This window comes from Vibrio sp. 2-Bac 85 (genome assembly GCF_037546705.1).
GTDB lineage: Bacteria > Pseudomonadota > Gammaproteobacteria > Enterobacterales > Psychromonadaceae > Psychromonas.
This window is the reverse complement of the sequence record NZ_JALAAB010000002.1, coordinates 204,226-221,726: the sequence shown is the minus strand read 5'-3', so window position 1 is coordinate 221,726 and position 17,501 is coordinate 204,226. Positions and strand designations below refer to the sequence as shown.

Here is a 17,501-nt window from a genome sequence, read left to right as displayed (position 1 = left end):
GTTACTCCTCAATCTTAGCTTCAACATTACCATTCTCTAACCAAGCATAACCTTGAGATTCTAACTCTAGAGCAAGGGAAGCATCACCACTTTTTACTATTTTTCCATCGGCTAGAACATGTACAAAATCAGGCTTAATATAATCAAGTAAACGTTGGTAATGGGTAACAATGATAAAACTACGATCTTCTGAACGCTGGCTATTTACACCTTTAGCTACTAATTGCAAAGCATCAATATCTAATCCTGAATCGGTCTCATCAAGAATACATAGTTTTGGTTTCAGCAATAACATCTGCATTAATTCATTACGTTTCTTTTCACCACCAGAAAAACCTTCGTTTACACCACGCTTTAAAAAGGCCAATGGTAAATCAACTTGCTTACAAGCCGCTTTTGCTTGCTTCAATAACTCAGAAGAGCTTATTGCTTCTTCTCCGTTTGCTGCACGTACTGCATCAACAGATGCTTTTAAAAATTCTAAATTACTAACACCTGGGATTTCTACAGGGTATTGGAAAGCTAAAAATAGGCCTGCATTGGCACGTTCTTCTATTTCCATTTCAAGTAAATTTTGACCGTTGAATGTTACACTGCCACTTTCAACTTCATAACCGTCACGACCCGATAGGACATAACCCATCGTACTTTTTCCAGCGCCGTTCGGGCCCATAATTGCGTGAACTTCACCTGGCTTAATATCTAAATTAAAACCTTTAATGATTTGTTTTTCTTCTATACCCGCATATAAATCTTTTATTGTTAATAAACTTTTAGTGTTCGACATTTTAATAATTCCTTAACCTACAGAGCCTTCAAGGCTAATTTCTAATAATTTACTTGCTTCAACGGCAAATTCCATTGGCAGCTCTTTAAATACTTCTTTACAGAAACCGTTCACAATCATAGAAACCGCTTTTTCAGGATCAAGTCCGCGTTGACGACATAAGAACAGTTGTTCGTCACTTACTTTTGATGTGGTTGCTTCATGTTCAACAATGGCAGAAGGGTTGCGACTTTCTATATAAGGGAAAGTATGTGCACCACATTTGTCACCAATTAATAATGAATCACATTCAGTGAAGTTACGCGCACCATCAGCACTCGCCATCATTTTAACGAGGCCTCGATAACTATTGTTACTGCGACCAGCAGAAATACCTTTGGTAATGATCGTAGACTTGGTATTTTTGCCTATGTGAATCATTTTAGTGCCGGTATCGGCTTGTTGGCGGCCACGAGTAAGTGCAACAGAGTAAAACTCTCCAACACTGTTATCACCTTTTAAAATACAACTCGGATATTTCCAAGTAACAGCTGAACCAGTTTCAACTTGTGTCCAAGATATTTTTGCACTGGTATGGCATATACCACGTTTAGTTACGAAGTTGTAAATACCGCCTTTGCCATTTTCATCACCCGGATACCAATTTTGTACTGTTGAGTATTTAATCTCAGCGTTATCCATTGCAATTAATTCAACAACGGCTGCATGTAATTGGTTTTCATCACGTTGTGGTGCAGTACAACCTTCAAGGTAACTAACATGGCTGCCTTCATCAGCAATAATGAGAGTACGTTCAAACTGACCTGTGTTCTGTTCATTGATACGGAAGTAAGTTGATAATTCCATTGGGCAGCGTACACCTTTAGGAATATACACAAAAGAACCATCAGTAAAAACAGCACAGTTTAATGCTGAGTAGTAGTTATCTTTACGACCAACAACACTACCAAGATATTTTTTCACAAGTTCTGGGTATTCAACAATCGCCTCTGATATAGGACAGAAAATAACGCCTGCTTCATATAACTTTTCACGAAAAGTAGTCACAACAGAAACAGAGTCGAATACAGCATCAACCGCAATACCCGCTAACATTTGTTGCTCTATAAGCGGGATACCTAGTTTTTCATAAGTACGTATTAATTCAGGATCAACCTCATCTAAAGATTTAGGTTTGTCCTTCATACTTTTAGGCGCGGAATAGTAGGCAATCGCTTGGAAATCAATTTTAGGGTAATCAACCAGTGCCCAATCTGGTTCTTCCATTTTTAACCATTCTCTAAATGCACCTAAACGCCATTCCAGCATCCATTCTGGTTCATTTTTCATTTTAGAAATGCGCTCGATAACACTTTCATCCAAACCCGGTTCAAACGTTTCTGATTCAATATCAGAAATAAAACCAGCTTCGTATTCTCTTCCTAGTGCTTCATTAATTTCTACTTGCACTGTCATATAAAACTCACTTTTAAATAGGGGGGAACGACACTAGTAGTCGTGTATATTGTATTTAATATGTGTATCAATTAAAACTTCAATATTTTTAATAACTTTTCGTCTATATCTTGTTGCACGTTATTTTGGTCCATTAAATCACCTAAACTGATTTGACTCAAAAATTCATGGATCTGATCGCTTAAGTCACACCATAAATAATGGGTTAGGCAAGTAATACCATTTTGACAGTTTGCTGTTTTTTTACATCCAGTTGCATCAATTACTTCATTAACAGCATCCATTATTTGCGCAACAAAAATCTCTTCACTTGCTCGGCCTAATTGATAACCACCACCAGGCCCTCTTACACTTTTCACTAAAGACTTCCTGCGAAGTTTAGAGAATAACTGCTCAAGATAAGATAAAGAGATACCTTGTCGACTCGAAATTTCGGCTAAAGACATTGGCCCTTGTTTAGGGTTTAATGCAAGATCAAGCATTGCAGTTACTGCATAACGGCCTTTTGTTGTTAAACGCATAAGAGCTCCGATAAAGTTATTCTTTAAGGAGGGCATGATATAGAAAGTTGACTAAATTAGTCAAGTATTTACTTGACTGTTTTCATGGGGTATTTGTTTTCATACAAAAGAGTATTACAAATTGAATTTATGAATAATTAGTTTGCGTATCAAGTGTCACTAATGACAGAGGGAGTATTAAATTATGGTTACTAATGCACTTGATGAATAGACCTTGTAAATAATTATGAATATTTCATTTATTACAAGATTTAGGGGGGTAGTGCCCAACTAATATTAGCCACAATTTTGAATAGGGGCCCAAATAAATTACCCAAAACACTACAATGGTGGGGTTATAATCCTTTATTGAGGTGTCTAGCTAATTCAACCACAACACTTGCTCCTGTTGAAAGTAAAGTCTTTGACTGGCGTTGGCGTCCATAAAACGGTGAAAAGAACTTCGTACCTCATAAACATAGAACAATTGTGTTTTTCGCTAGCCGATCCCTGTTTGATCTTTTATAGTCGCTTAGTTAAATCAGAATATCCTTTGTAATAAGCGCGTAAGCTTTAGAAAAAGAGAGAGAATACATGTTAAAACGAGCCCTAGTTGTTATTGCTACCTTAAGTCTTTCCATGGCCAATACTGCCATCGCTGAGACCCGTGTAACATATAAAAGTGCCAAATCAACCACTTCATATTATCAAATGGCCGTTCAGGTTGCAGAGGGTGTGAAGTATGCCTCTAATAGTAATATGATTCTCACCGTTGAGGAGAGCCAAGGTTCTGTACAAAACGTAAAAGAAGCGGGTAAAAATCGTGCAAACTATGTATTTACCACTCCTCCATCTCTTATCGTTAAAGCGCGAGGTGGTGTAAAGCCATTTAAAAAGGCTAAGCAAACGTATCAAGATATCCGTGCTTTATATCCAATTCCATCGCTTGTAATGCACTGGGTTGTTCGAGAAGACTCTAAAATTGCAAACTTTCAAGAACTTGATGGTAAAGATTTTATTGTAGGTCGTGGTAACTTTTCGGCTCGTCAAACTATCGAACTTTTCAAAGTTCTCGGCCTTGAAGGTAAGGTTAATGCGATTGATGTTGAAGTGAGTGGCGCTGTCTCTGCACTTAAGAATCGACAAGTTCAAGGTTTTGCGACTTCTTCATCTTTCCCCGCACCAAATGTGCTTGAGGCCGCGTCTTCTACGCCAATCCAGCTCCTTAGTCTTTCTGAGGAAGATTACGGTAAAGTTAAAGGAACTCCAATTACAATTCCTGCAGGGACCTATCCTGGCGTTGATACTGATACCCAAACAATTTCTCTTCCTGTTGGCGCTTACACCATGAAGAGTCTTGATGAAGAGACTGCATATCAGCTGACCAAGGCTTTTTGGGATGCTAAAAAACGTATGGCTAAAGTTGCTCCATGGTGGGGATCTGTAACAGTTGATCTTTTAGGTGAGCTTGCAGGACCACTTCATCCAGGCGCAATCCGTTATTATAAAGAAGAAGGTATCACTCTCCCTGCTCACTTGGTTGCAGTTCAGTAGTTTTCTTCAGAAATAAAGTTATTTACAGGGGAAGGTTGAGAAGCTTTTCCCTTTTTAGGTTGTAGTACGATGTCTATGAAACAAAAAATCTGCCGTTCGATCTTACTCACTTTAGCGGTAAGCTCCGTCTTCTTTCACCTCTGGCTTGTGTTTGCTGGTCTTCTGCCAAATCTTGTTACACGTCCTATCCACTTGGCGCTTGCTTTGCCGTGGGTCTTTTTGGTTGGACAAAAAAGTACATTTCAGAATATAACAGGCTGGATACTTGCCTCTACAGGTATTGGCATCTGTATGTGGGTTGCTTTTAATCGTGTTGATTTAATGGATCAATATGGCTCACTTGAAACAACCGGTCAGTATGTTTGGAGTGTTGCTCTTGTTCTTATTGTTCTTGAAATGGCTCGTCGCCACGTAAAGCTATCGCTTCCGCTAGTCGCCCTCATTGCTATTAGTTACGGTGTTTTCGGGCAATATTTACCCGGTGAATTTGGTCACCCTGGTATTCCTGCGGATGCCTTTTGGGGAACATTAGTACTTACCGAAGGTGGAGTTTGGGGACCGCTTACTGGTATATCGCTTAATGTGATTGCTGTATTTATTATTCTTGGTGCGTTTGTCAGTGCTGGAGAAGGGGGTAATGCTTTTATGAGCCTTGCAACTCGTATTGCAGGTAAACATAGAGCAGGACCAGCAAAGGTTTCTGTTTTAGCTTCGGCATTTTTTGGTTCAATTTCGGGTTCAGCTTCAGCAAATGTTGCATCAACTGGCGCGTTTACTATGCCAACGATGAAACGACTTGGGTACCCCGCATCTTTTGCAGGAGCAGTTGAGGCCGTGGCATCTACGGGTGGGCAAATTATGCCTCCTCTTATGGGCGCCGGCGCTTTCATGATGGTAGAGCTACTTCGTATTAATTATAGCGAGGTTATGGCCGCTGCGATTTTGCCAGCACTGCTCTTTTTCTTTTGTGTTTGGGTAAGTGTTGATCACTTTGCAAAGCGTAATAATCTAAAAGGTCTTTCTGAAGAAGAGTTGCCACGTTGGGGTGAGGTAGGGCGTCTAGCTATATTCTTCATTTTGCCTTTTGGTGTGCTCTTACTCATGCTTTTTTGTACTGACTATACCGCTCAGTATGGCGCGGCTGTTGCGACTATAATGACTGCGATTATGCTTATCGCAGATCGAAAAGGTGTTTCGAAGCTTCCTGCGATTCTTGCTCGTTTAGAACAGGCATTTCTTGGTGCTGCTAAGCAGATGAGTACAGTGGCTGCTATTGTTATTTGTGCTGGTGTTATTATTGGTGTACTTAATATGACAGGCCTTGGAATAAAGGTTACTTCTGCTATTTTAGGGTTTTCTGGTGGTAATCTTTATATTGCTCTTTGTCTTACCGCTATTGCCTGTTTGATACTTGGAATGGAAGTACCTACAACAGCTGCCTATGCTATTTGTATATCTGTTGCAGGGCCTGCTCTTGAGCAACTTGGTCTTCCTGCTCTTTATGCTCACCTTTTTGTTTTTTGGTATGCTTTACTTTCAACAATAACTCCGCCAGTGTGTGGAACTGTGTTTATTGCAGCAGGTATGTGTGGTGCTCCGTGGCTCTCTGTTGCCAACAGAGCGATGCGTATTGGGGTTGGACTTTATATTGTGCCTCTTGCCCTGGTTGCTAATCCTGCTTTGATTCAGCTCATTGCCAATCCGGTAATGGCTCTGCTTGCAGCTGTAAAGATTGGTAGTGGTTTATGGCTTGTGAGTTACGCAGTAACAGGCCAATCTAAAAATTACTGGCAGCCAGCCATAGCACTTGTTGCAGGTTTTGTTGTTATTTTTGCATTTGGCTTTGGTCAGTTTTAGTAAACAGTTTTACTTTATAATGGAACTGTAAATTTGGTCAGTTTTTAGAAGTATTAGTATAATTAATCTGAAGTGTTATGAACTCAAAAGTGATTCAACTGGTAATAATATTCAAGCTCGAAAATTACCGCAAACTAGCATAACAGTGTGTATAGATAATTAGCTTTATAAGTCGTAATGGAGGCATTTACGGCTTAGCTTTCTACTTGGCTTTCGAACTTGCAATGGGTAACAAATCTACATAAGCCTGTTGCTGTTTTATTCTAGGATAGCGGGCAGAATCACGGCATTGAGGCAATGTACTTTTTTGACATGTTTTGAGCTCTTGCATTAGTTGGTTAGCAACTACACTAGCTTAAAATAGGCTTGTGGCAATTACGCTTATACTATTTTACTTCCATGCACTTCCTTTGCATCTGTCTCTTTTATAACGTGCACTAAGTTATCTTTATTTACACCACCACCCGGAATGATGATGATTTTATCTTGAGCATAGGCAATTAGATTTTGTAAACATTGAAGGTTCTCTAAAGCGCTATTTTTCCCTCCTTTGGTAAGTATGCTATCTACCTTTAACGATACTAAAATATCTATCGCTTCTTTCTTGTTTTCTATCTCATCAAATGCCATATGAAATGTTTGTTTCAGATCACTTGCTGCCGCCATTATTATTTTTAATTTTTCCACATCTATTTTATTTTCACTATTTAATACCCCATATACGATCCCGTTCACCTTCAGGTCTTTACATATTTTTATATCATCTAACATTATTTCAATTTCTTCATCTGAGTATATAAAGTTACCGCCTCTAGGCCTTATAATCACATTAATAGGTATTGATATGTTAGAAACAGCATTTTTTATTGTCCCATAACTTGGTGTTGTTCCTCCTTCTAACAAGTTATCACATAGCTCTATCCTATCAGCGCCATTTTTATAAGCTTGTTTCGCCTCTATGTAACTTCCTACACAACACTCTTTGACCATGTTCTACTCCTTTTGAAAAACTATTAGCAATTTCCTTTGGCGATAAAATGGCGAACTATAACAGTTGACCATCTAATCTAAGACATTGTACTTATTATATGAATCTAGGGGTTAATAAGTTAATAGGTTAATAGGTTAATAGGTTAATAAGATAAATTACGGTTCATCTTTGCTATGTTGTGGCTGAATTATTTGGGGCATATCTTTATAAGTGTTTAAGACGCTTGGGGGCTATTTCGCCTCACTCAACATACATAGAAGAATAATTCTCTACATAGTCTTCCCACACTGGAGGTGTACCAATCACATCTTGTACTGTTTCGATAAATTTTTTGACTAATGGCGTTTGATTTCTGTGCGGGTAAACTGCGTATAATGCACCAAAATCACTTGGAAACCGGTAGTTTTGCAGTATAGGAACGAGTCCGAGGTCTTTAAGATTTGACTTAAGCACAGACAAATCCGCAATTGAATAGCCCAATCCTGCCTGTGTGGCACTAATAAGCGAATCCACGCTGTTTGCTTTAAATCTTCCGTTTATGCTGTACTTCTCCATTTTACTCTGTCCTGAAGCTGCCATTTCCAGTTTGTCAAAAGTAAAAGAGCTATTTGAGTAGGTAATCGCAGGTAAGGAAACAAGCTCTTTAAGCGTTTGAGGATTACCGTGCTCTTGAATAAAGTTTTCTGAGGCGAGAATAACCAACTTAGTTGGCGCGAGTTTCTTCGCTATATTGGTTGAGTCTTTGGGGGAGTTCAAGCGAAAAGCAATATCGAATTTTTCACCTATAATATCCGTCAGTCTATCGTCTAATGAAAGCTCGATATAGGTTTCTGGGTATTTTTTCATAAAAATATTGATGGCGTTCTGTAGATATGGATGACCAAAAGAAACGTAGCTGGTTATGCGTAATAATCCCCTGGGTTCAGTATGAAAAGTCTCCGCTAAGTGTTGAGTTTTATTGATCTCATTGCGGATAACCTTGGCTTGCTCCAGAATCTCTCGTCCGGCATCCGTTAGGGATAAAGAACGAGTAGTGCGGTTGAGCAACCTGACGCCTAGTGTTTCTTCCAGTATTTTAAATTGCTTAGTGACGACCGCTCGATCCATGTGCCTGAGCTCAGCGGCTTTAGCAAAGGAACCCTGATAAACAATATCTAGGAACAGGTCAAGGCGAGTCGCTATATCCATATTATATCCGCTAGTTAATTAAAAAAATGAATCTGAAACTCAATTCTAATGTATTGAAAGCGATAAGTAACTTAAATCGAATGCGCCTAAGTAAACTAAACGACGGTGAAAACATCTTCGGTAGCAAGTCGAGATTTTGGCAGTCCGTAATTGAAATCTTCAGCATCTGAATGATAGCCCATTGCTAAGGCAACGTGGCAGACGTAGCCGTTTAATTCATGTGCAAAAAACTCACTGATGAGTTCTGAATCAATACCTTCCATCGGCGTTGAATCAATACCTAATCGAGCCATAACATGTAGTGCATTACCCAGCGCTATATAAGTTTGTGCTTTAGTCCAGCTCTCGTTAGATCCATGTTCGTCTCTGAGAAGGTCTGCAAAATGAAACCCGCCATTTAAAGACGCATCATACTTTTCTTCTTTTAAGCGACCTAATGCAACATTGATATTCAGCACTTTTTTGTAATCCTCTTTCTGGTAATTTGGATTATGTGCAAAAAGGATAATATGCGACGCTTCTTTAGCATGGTGACGATTAGGCTGATACTTATTAGCAAAGGTAGCGTCGAGACGATTTTTTGCTTCATCACTTTCTATTAAAATAAATTTCCAGGGCTGTGAATTAATCGATGAAGCCGACAATCGAATAGCTTCTTTAATTATTTCAATATTTTTCTCTGAAATACGTTTGCTGGCATCGTATTTTTTTGTTGTATAGCGATTGCTTAAGTCTTTTATAATCGAGTGAGTCATAGGTTTCTCTTTCGTTAATTATTTAAGGATTGTGAAACAATTCCTAAATTACATTTTTTAGCATTTTTCTGAGTGCAATACTAAAGCTCTCTGGGCTATCTTCCTGAACAAAATGGCAGGCGTCAGGTACAAGTTGTACGCCAGCATTGGGAAAGTGAGAGCGCCATTTTGCAATGGCTTCAGGCGTGCCATGATTGAAGTCCTTTTGCCCAAAAATAAATTCTACTGGTTTATTCGCAAGTGTTGTTAGCCTTGCTTCAATTTTCTCCAGCCATGCTCCCGCAAGGGTTATCTGCTGAGGAAAAATAGCGGTTGCTCTTCTTGACTCTGGTGTCGGGAATGCCATGGTGTAAGCATCAACGATGGCTTTATTACTGCTGGACTCTTCATTGATATTTGCCAGCATTAGCTTAGTAACAAAGAAGTTCTCGTCCAGTACTCGCTGTTCCATCTTCGGTGTTCTGAACAACATGGAAAACGCTTCAATACCACCATCCACTTTCCACGCCCAGGTATTGGAAATTACCACACCAAGTACTTTATCCGGATGATTAGTTGCCACGTTTAGTCCGGTCGGTCCACCCCAGTCCTGAACAACCATGATGAATTTGTCTAACTTAAGATGTTCAAAAATCAGAGATTCAATCCACTGTGAATGCTCTTGTGGCGTAAAACCGAAATCAGCAGGGGTATCTGAAAAGCCAAACCCGGGTAAATCATAGGCAATGACCCGAGCTTCCTTTGACATGTCTTTGATTATATTGCGATTTAAAAAGGACCAATCAGGGTTGCCGTGCGTCAGCACAATGGGAATGCCTTCACCATCATCGACGTAATGCATCGATGCACCATTACGTTCATACCAGTGGCTCTTAAACGGGTACTCTTCCTTATCGACTATAAAAGGGCGTTGCTTTTTATTGGTCACATCCGCGTTGTTGATTATTGGATCTGGTTCTACTTGATAGCTGATTGGTTGTGAAGGTTTAGCAACAAGTTTTTTTAATGCTTCTACAGACATGTATTCCTCCTAAAAGGGTAAAAAAACGATCACCGGACTAACCGCTGAATTAGTTGACTAATTAACCATAAAACGAATGATATCACTATATACCCAATTTATTATTTCTTAATAATCAATAATAAATTGAATATATGCCTCTATATCATTGCTTCGAGTCGCGCGATAATCCAATGCAATCGACCACCTTGATTAAGTATTTACACTGACGGAGTTAACAACATTGAAATCTACCATTGCATCGGCCTTTATCGGTCTGTCTTTATTGTTTGCTAACGCGACTCAAGCCGCCTCATTAGCACGACAATGGGAACTAACAGGATTCTCGCAACCAGAATCTATTTATGTTTCACCTGAACATCAATGGATCTATGTTTCTAATGTAAACGGTCAAGAACCCGGTTTTATCAGCAAGCTTTCTAAAGGTGGTGTTATCGAGCAACTAAAATGGATTGATGGATTAGGCATGCCTACGGGTATGGGTATGTTTGGCAGCGATCTCTATGTTGTAGATAGAAATCAGGTCCATATCATCAACACCGAAACAGGCAGTATTACTAAGAGCGTAAAGGCTAATGGTGCTGTCATGCTTAATGACCTGACGATTACTGATAAAGGACAAGTATTTGTTGGAGATATCGCGGCAGGAAAAATCTACACCCTGATCAATAATGAATTAGTTGTTTGGTTGGAAGATACAAACCTCCCACATCCAAACGGCTTGTTGGCACAAGGTAATACACTTGTTGTCGCCAATATGGCGAGTAAGTTAGCTCAGCAATTTGAGCCTGAAGAGTATGGCTCAATTTATAAAATTAATATCGCTGACAAATCGCTACAAATGATCAATTCAAGCTACAGACTTGGTGGTTTGGATGGTCTAACTGAATTGAATAATTCACTGGTTGTCAGTCACTTCCCTGCGGGTGAAATTTATCAGATCACAGACAAAGAACGAACGCTGTTAGGCACGTTAGATATTAGTACTGCGGATATTAGTGTTGATGACAGTACTGATACGCTGTTTGTTCCATTCTTACTTAAGAGCAAAGTGGCTGCTTACAAGATCATCAACGATTAAGGATCGGCTTCAAAATTACTTGCGGTTTTGTTTTCAAAATAGTCAGTCATTTGGGACTTTTTGGAAACAATTTAGCGCAAGTTATTGTGTAACGATTCCTAAAGCCGACAGAAATAATAAAAATTCTAGGAAAAGGAACTGAAAAATGAAGAGAGTATTAACAATCGCAGTAAGTCTATTCGTATTGTCAGCATGCTCAGCTATTGATACCAATAAGCTGACTAGCTATACGCCAGAAAAGAGTATTTCCGGCTCTGGTTATGAGTCATTAAGAGGCGCCGTGATCAATTACGGTTACGATGGTTTTGATGATTTTAACCTAGCTATTTATAACAATAAAATCAAATGGCTTGGTCAAAAAGGATACTTTCAGGGCGTTGCTACTGAGGTTGTGCCACAGATATCAAAGGTTGCTGACAATATTTATTTCTTTTCTTGGTCTACAGGGAGTAGCGGAGACAATGTCGTTCATAATTATAACACTATGAGGGTAAATGCTCACTTGTCGGAGTCCCAAGTAAAAGATGCTTTGTGGCAGATTCACGGTGATGTTTACAATATAAACAGCCCGGAAAGTGTTTTCCCACATTCACAACTTACCCCTATTAAAGATATTGGCAAAATATTAAAGAAAAACATCGCTGAGAAGAATCTACCACCGTTTGCCTTCACAGCCAAAATATCGAATTTCCCTGAAGATATAGCGGGCAGAAAGGAGCTAACAGGGCTTTCTATAAAATATGATACGCCTGATGGCGTGATAGAAATCGAAGTAGATGGTGATCGCACCTACGTCAGTAAAAATAATCAGGATATAAAAGATGTTTTTACCGCAGCCACTAAGATTGCGGATGGTATCTACTTTATCTCATGGGAAAAAGGGGCAGAGAGCGACCATATCGTCGTTAACCGAAATAGTATGACCGTTTTTGATCATGTATCCCCAACAGGTGAACGTAAAGAAGCTATTTATGACATTACCTATTTTGGTGCCAAGTAATACAAAGCAAATAGGCTATTGTTTTTTATCAGCCCAACGGGCAATAGAGCCAGCAACTCGAAATACTTTTAAACTAATTATGCGCACTTTATGTGCTCAAAAGGAAAAATACGATGAAAATTGAAATGTGGGCAGATTATACCTGTCCTTACTGTTACATGGGACAAGCCAGCCTTGATCAAGCGCTTGACGGACTTGCATTGAATGAAGAGATAGAAATTGTACATAAGAGTTTTCAGCTGGAGCCAAATGAAGCTTGTCACGCTGGCGAAGATCTCAATGATCTTGTGGCAAAAAGATACGGTAAATCATACGAATGGGGCAAAGCCCATAACGAACAACACACTCAAATGGCCGCTGGTTTTGGTTTACAGTTGAACCTGGCTGCTCAAACTATCAATAATACTATTCTTGCACATCAGGCCACTAAATTTGCTGATGCAGAAGGTAAAAAAGAGCTGATGATTGAGCGTATATATCAAGCTACCTTTGAAGAAGGCAAGGATATCGGCGATAAACAAACGTTATTAGATCTTGCTGGCGAGATTGGTTTGGATGCGTATAAACTCGCAAAAGCATTTGAAGAAAAAACATACCTCAATGCGGCTCATTCAGACATTACAGAGGCGATGACAAAAGGGATAAACGGTATTCCATTTTATCTGATCAATGGCAATATACCAGTGTACGGTTTACACAAGGTAGATGCATTAAAAGCAATTCTACAGCAAGCGAGTGAACAACCTTAATCTTCAATAATATGAGGGAATTAATAAAACCAGAACTCTGGAAATAGGTATTAATCTTCAGTCGTACTGCGGCAGTACGACTGACGAACAAAGATTGAGGATCCATTTCAATAAAATAGAATAATAAAACAAATCCCTTCGGCTATTTCCTACCTCCTTTCGTATTAGAAAGAGCATTACTGTTTATTATTGAGCGTTTTCATGCATTGTCATTTAAGAACCGTAAAATATAGCTTGATCTAAATTTTTACCAAAATCAATTAGGTTCAGATAGTTGAGATGGATAATTCAGCTATCCAACTGTATTTTGCTATATTCCAATCTATATGAGGTGACGCTCGGTAACTCCCGAAATCGAGTATTATTCTAGTCATTTATTTTTACTTCTGTAAGTCGTATTTGGGCATATTCTTCTTAGCATTTTTAGCTTAGTTTTGGCCATATCACGAGATAATAAATGTTGTTAATGTATTTCAAAGTAGTGGTTGAAATGAATTAGCCACCCATAACAAAAAGTTCAATGACCAGCTTAAAAATATTTCTCAAATTGAGCTCTGTAGGCATAGAAATTTAAATGGTTTAATGCTCAATTTGATATCAAGTTTAGTCGATTATTGTTTAAAAAAGCTAAAAAGCTAAAAAGCTAAAAAGCTAAAATATATCAGATTATTAAGCCTAGTAAATACTTTTACAACTATTGAAAATTCAATAATTTATTGAAAATTCAATAATTTATTGAAAATTCAATAATCTATTTGAATTTCGGGTAAATATAAAATACTGTGTTTTTATAAATAAAATTCGGGCTGAGAATGAATAAATTCTACAGCCTCGTTAGGGGACTTATGCATATCGATCATTTTAATATCAGTGCACCAGCAAAAATACTGACAGAAGATAAAAAATTTCTGTGTGAAGTTTTTGATTTAGTTGAAGGGTGGAGACCTAAATTATCCCAAAATGGCTACTGGTTATATTATAAAGATAAAGTACTCATTCATTTGATTGAAAGTAATGAGCATTATAGAAATGAAAAACAAGGTTACTTAGATCATATTGCCTTTCGACTTAGTGGTCTTAATAAACTAATAAAAACTTTAAAAATACTTTCAACGGAATACTCTATTAAATATTCTGCTGAAAGAGATATGACACAAGTTTTTTTCAAAACACCATCTGGTGTAGGCTTAGAGGCGATTTTTTTAAAAGAGAATATAGGTGAATAGCAACCTAAAATAGGGGGAGGTGTTTCACAATCGACACATTATCTGATTGTTGCACAAGGCCGGTAGCTCGACTTATGACAGTAAATAGTGGAATCGATTTTAGGAAGTTATGGTGGTTGTTTCATAAAACTAAGTAGGCTTAAAATAAGCTATTCTAATACTTCGTTATAAAACACCCATCATTAAGACAGGTGCTTGCTGGAGTACGTATCAAAACGCAGTTATACAGGAAGAGTTTGTTTGTCGAGATCATATCTAACTGAAGGGCGTTCATGCTCACTAGCGCCTTGTTCCGCATCAACTGCTTCCAATTGAATGTAGTTATAATTAGCCGTGAAATTTAAAGACACATCTGTTCCTCCTGGAACAACCGTTAAAACATGTTTAACTTTAAAGGTTGCTTCATCAGCACCTAGTACGTAAACCTTTATAGAACCGCCACTATCACTATGATGTAAATTCAGATTAATATCTCTACCTTGATTTATATCTGAAATAGCTATTGTTTCGGTTATTTGACCACTGTAAAGTTGACCTTGAATCATTTTGTTTTCCTCATTATTGTAGATTATTGCATTTAATAAATTTGTTATATGTACATAATGCTTCATCACATAACGTTTTATTTATAATCCCAATTTAGATCACCACAATTCATAAATTTAATTCACAAAAAAGACGCAATCATAATCACTAAGCAGCATATCATTTACAAAAAATAAATGTAAAATTAAGGTCAATTATATTTTATTAATAGATCTGTAGTGATTGATAACCATCTAATCGAATAAATTACAGTTATTAAACAAATCTAGGAAGCTATGAAAACAAGGTCTTTCAATCAATTATTAACAGAGGTTCGTTCTTGCAAAATTTGTGAACCTATTTTAAAAGACGGTGTTCGCCCTGTTTTGCAAGTTAATAAGCACGCAAAAATTCTTATAGCAGGGCAAGCGCCTGGCTCAAAGGTTCATGCAACAGGTATTCCATTTGATGACCCGAGTGGGGATCGTTTAAGAGAATGGATGGGGATTGATAAAGAAACTTTTTATAACTCACAAAAAATTGCAATATTACCTATGGCGTTTTGTTACCCAGGAAAAGGGAAATCAGGTGATCTACCTCCACCACCAATATGTGCGAAGACATGGCGCAATCAATTATTGGAAGCGATGCCTGAGATTCAACTTACGCTTGTCATCGGGCAATATGCTTTGGCATGGCATTTAAAAAATAGAGAAAAAAACCTTACTGAAACAGTCAGAAACTGGGCGGCTTATGGGGAACATGTTATGCCTCTTCCACACCCAAGTCCGCGCAATAATATCTGGTTAAAAAAGAATCCATGGTTTGAAGCAGATGTTTTGACTGTGCTAAAAAGTAGAGTAGATAAAATACTGTTATCATAAATTTTTAATGGTTTGTTTGGTCTTGAGAAAGTTATTTCCTATTTAAAGCTATTATATTTTTCTTATTATGCGAATCTAGGGCTGATTAGATACTGGTAACTTAATTAAACATTGCTAAACCTCTACCTAAGCTGGGGGTGTGTAGGTTTGACAGTAACTACTGTGTTGTATCTTCTTTGCTCGTTCTAAAGAAAAGGGGAAATAACTTATGCCTGACTATAATAACTACTATCAAAAGCTACCAATAGAAATTGCTCCCTCAAGTGTCTTGTATTTACATTAAATAAATAGCTAATCTACTGCTTTTATTTTAATATTTGATTATAAATCAACTGCGTTCTATTCATATTAGTTACATCTTGCTTTACCGCATCGGCACTTTATTTTTCAAAAAAGGGATCACCTATGGGTTTTAAAAAAAATTTAATCGCAGCTGCATTAACGACGACATCTTTATTCTCTACTTCAGCTTTCGCAGTAGAAAATATTGACATACTGATCACCGATGCAACTGTACTGACTATGAATGCAGAAAAAACTATTTATGAATCAGGCACTGTTGCCATTAAAGATAATAAAATTATTGCTGTCGGCGATAAAAATTTAGCAGAACAATACCAAGCAGATAAAATAATGAATGTTGCTGGCGACATCGTTATGCCAGGGCTTATTAATACGCATACACATGTTTCAATGACCGTCTTCCGTTCACTTGCCGATGATGTGCCAGATCGCTTACACCGTTATATCTTCCCGCTCGAATCAAATCTGGTTTCTCGTGATATGGTCCGTATCGGAGCTAACTTGGGTAACGTAGAGATGCTAAAGGGCGGTGTAACCACTTATGCAGATATGTACTATTTTGAAGATGAAGTGGCAAAAACCGTTGATAAAATCGGTATGCGTGCAGTATTAGGTGAAACAGTCATAAAATTCCCTGTGGCGGATGCAAAAAATGCACAGGAAGGCATTGCCTATGCGCTTAAATTTATCGAAGAATATAAAGATCATCCTCGTATCACACCTGCATTTGCACCACATGCTCCTTACACTAATACAACAGAAGTATTGCAACAAGTTGCAAAATTATCCGAAGAAAAAGGTGTGCCAGTATTGATTCATTTAGCAGAATCAGTACGCGAAGAAGAGAAAATTGCAGAAATCAGCGGAGGTAAAAGTCCTGTTCAATATATGCATGATATCGGTGCGTTAAATAGTCAGCTTGTTGGTGCACATATGATCTTAGTTGACGACGAAGATATCGCTTTGGTTAAAGCAAGCGATATGGGCGTTGCACATAACATGAGTGCAAATATAAAATCAGCAAAAGGTGTCTCACCGGCACTCAAAATGTATGATCAAGGAGTTCGCATTGGCTTAGGAACTGATGGGCCAATGTCAGGTAACAACTTAAGTACCATTGCAGAATTTGGACAAGTAGCAAAAGTACACAAGTTAGTTAATCACGATCGCGCTGCAATGCCGCCAGTGAAAGTGATTGATATGTCCACCATGGGGGCGGCCAGAGCCTTACATATGGAAGATAAGATAGGATCATTAGAAGTAGGCAAACTTGCTGATATCATTGTTATCGATACTAAAGCGGTGAATATGGTTCCCATGTACAACCCATATTCAGCTTTAGTCTACTCTGCTTATCCGACCAATGTCCGTCATGCTATCGTTGACGGAAAATTACTCATGGAAGATAAAAAGATTTTGACAGTAGATGAAAATAAAATTCGTGAAGAAGCATTGAAATTTACCGATATTGTTAGAAAAACTATTATCGAAAGTGGGGAAATTGTGCAATAAAAAGTGAGACATAACGGGCTAAATTATCCAGTTTGCCCGTTCTATTTATCTAGAACAGAGGCATACCTGTAGTTTTACTATTCAATTCCTCTTGTGATTTACGATCAAACCAT

Annotated in this window: 16 protein-coding genes and 1 pseudogene; 9 read left to right on the top strand and 8 right to left on the bottom strand. The window is 38.1% G+C overall.

Going from position 1 to position 17,501, the window contains the following annotated elements:
* Position 1: 1 nt before the first annotated feature.
* The 3 genes from sufC to iscR form a co-directional block, all read right to left on the bottom strand.
* The gene (gene sufC, locus MT390_RS03835) at positions 2-787 is read right to left on the bottom strand and encodes a Fe-S cluster assembly ATPase SufC (protein ID WP_499439697.1); all 786 of its coding nucleotides are present in this window, start codon (positions 785-787) and stop codon (positions 2-4) included.
* 12 nt (positions 788-799) lie between these two features.
* Entirely contained in the window at positions 800-2,242 is a 1,443-nt protein-coding gene (gene sufB / locus MT390_RS03830) for a Fe-S cluster assembly protein SufB (protein WP_166371273.1), read from the bottom strand.
* Between the two features lie 71 nt (positions 2,243-2,313).
* A complete protein-coding gene (gene iscR, locus MT390_RS03825) occupies positions 2,314-2,763 on the bottom strand; it encodes a Fe-S cluster assembly transcriptional regulator IscR (protein WP_166371275.1) in 450 nt (149 codons plus the stop codon).
* 573 nt (positions 2,764-3,336) lie between these two features.
* Here iscR and MT390_RS03820 point away from each other — a divergent pair.
* Positions 3,337-4,296 (top strand): TAXI family TRAP transporter solute-binding subunit, encoded by a 960-nt coding sequence (locus tag MT390_RS03820; protein WP_499439694.1) that lies wholly within the window; start codon positions 3,337-3,339, stop codon positions 4,294-4,296.
* 69 nt (positions 4,297-4,365) lie between these two features.
* Positions 4,366-6,153 (top strand): TRAP transporter permease, encoded by a 1,788-nt coding sequence (locus MT390_RS03815; protein WP_499439693.1) that lies wholly within the window; start codon positions 4,366-4,368, stop codon positions 6,151-6,153.
* Positions 6,154-6,534: 381 nt separating this feature from the next.
* On the opposite strand, the gene MT390_RS03810 is transcribed toward MT390_RS03815, so the two are convergent.
* The 4 genes from MT390_RS03810 to MT390_RS03795 all read right to left on the bottom strand — a co-directional run bounded on the left by MT390_RS03810 (position 6,535) and on the right by MT390_RS03795 (position 10,108).
* Positions 6,535-7,143, bottom strand: coding sequence for a copper homeostasis protein CutC (locus tag MT390_RS03810; protein ID WP_499439691.1), 609 nt, complete (start codon positions 7,141-7,143; stop codon positions 6,535-6,537).
* A 241-nt stretch (positions 7,144-7,384) separates the two neighbouring features.
* Entirely contained in the window at positions 7,385-8,332 is a 948-nt protein-coding gene (locus tag MT390_RS03805; RefSeq protein WP_299662385.1) for a LysR family transcriptional regulator, read from the bottom strand.
* Between the two features lie 95 nt (positions 8,333-8,427).
* Positions 8,428-9,087 carry a nitroreductase family protein gene (locus MT390_RS03800; protein WP_499439690.1) on the bottom strand — a complete coding sequence of 220 codons (660 nt, stop codon included), beginning with the start codon at positions 9,085-9,087 and terminating at the stop codon, positions 8,428-8,430.
* A 43-nt stretch (positions 9,088-9,130) separates the two neighbouring features.
* Positions 9,131-10,108, bottom strand: coding sequence for an alpha/beta fold hydrolase (locus MT390_RS03795; protein ID WP_499439689.1), 978 nt, complete (start codon positions 10,106-10,108; stop codon positions 9,131-9,133).
* A 223-nt stretch (positions 10,109-10,331) separates the two neighbouring features.
* Here MT390_RS03795 and MT390_RS03790 point away from each other — a divergent pair, with 223 nt between their 5' ends.
* The 5 genes and pseudogenes from MT390_RS03790 (at position 10,332) to MT390_RS03770 (ending at position 14,164) form a co-directional block, all read left to right on the top strand.
* Positions 10,332-11,189, top strand: coding sequence for an SMP-30/gluconolactonase/LRE family protein (locus MT390_RS03790; RefSeq protein WP_499439688.1), 858 nt, complete (start codon positions 10,332-10,334; stop codon positions 11,187-11,189).
* A 145-nt stretch (positions 11,190-11,334) separates the two neighbouring features.
* A complete protein-coding gene (locus MT390_RS03785) occupies positions 11,335-12,189 on the top strand; it encodes a hypothetical protein (protein WP_499439687.1) in 855 nt (284 codons plus the stop codon).
* Positions 12,190-12,302: 113 nt separating this feature from the next.
* The gene (locus MT390_RS03780) at positions 12,303-12,938 is read left to right on the top strand and encodes a DsbA family oxidoreductase (RefSeq protein WP_499439686.1); all 636 of its coding nucleotides are present in this window, start codon (positions 12,303-12,305) and stop codon (positions 12,936-12,938) included.
* 519 nt (positions 12,939-13,457) lie between these two features.
* A pseudogene (locus MT390_RS03775) lies at positions 13,458-13,577 on the top strand (IS982 family transposase); the annotation flags it as partial.
* A 206-nt stretch (positions 13,578-13,783) separates the two neighbouring features.
* Positions 13,784-14,164: a VOC family protein gene (locus tag MT390_RS03770; RefSeq protein ID WP_499439685.1), complete on the top strand. Its 381-nt coding sequence runs from the start codon at positions 13,784-13,786 to the stop codon at positions 14,162-14,164.
* A gap of 221 nt (positions 14,165-14,385) precedes the next feature.
* Here MT390_RS03770 and MT390_RS03765 read toward each other — a convergent pair whose 3' ends face one another.
* Positions 14,386-14,709 carry a hypothetical protein gene (locus MT390_RS03765; protein WP_499439683.1) on the bottom strand — a complete coding sequence of 108 codons (324 nt, stop codon included), beginning with the start codon at positions 14,707-14,709 and terminating at the stop codon, positions 14,386-14,388.
* 276 nt (positions 14,710-14,985) lie between these two features.
* Between MT390_RS03765 and MT390_RS03760 the strand changes: the two genes are divergently transcribed.
* Both MT390_RS03760 and MT390_RS03755 read left to right on the top strand, forming a co-directional pair.
* Positions 14,986-15,573: a uracil-DNA glycosylase family protein gene (locus MT390_RS03760; RefSeq protein ID WP_499439682.1), complete on the top strand. Its 588-nt coding sequence runs from the start codon at positions 14,986-14,988 to the stop codon at positions 15,571-15,573.
* Positions 15,574-15,978: 405 nt separating this feature from the next.
* Positions 15,979-17,388, top strand: a complete 1,410-nt coding sequence (locus MT390_RS03755; RefSeq protein ID WP_499439681.1) for an amidohydrolase — start codon at positions 15,979-15,981, stop codon at positions 17,386-17,388.
* The last annotated feature ends 113 nt before the right edge of the window (positions 17,389-17,501 follow it).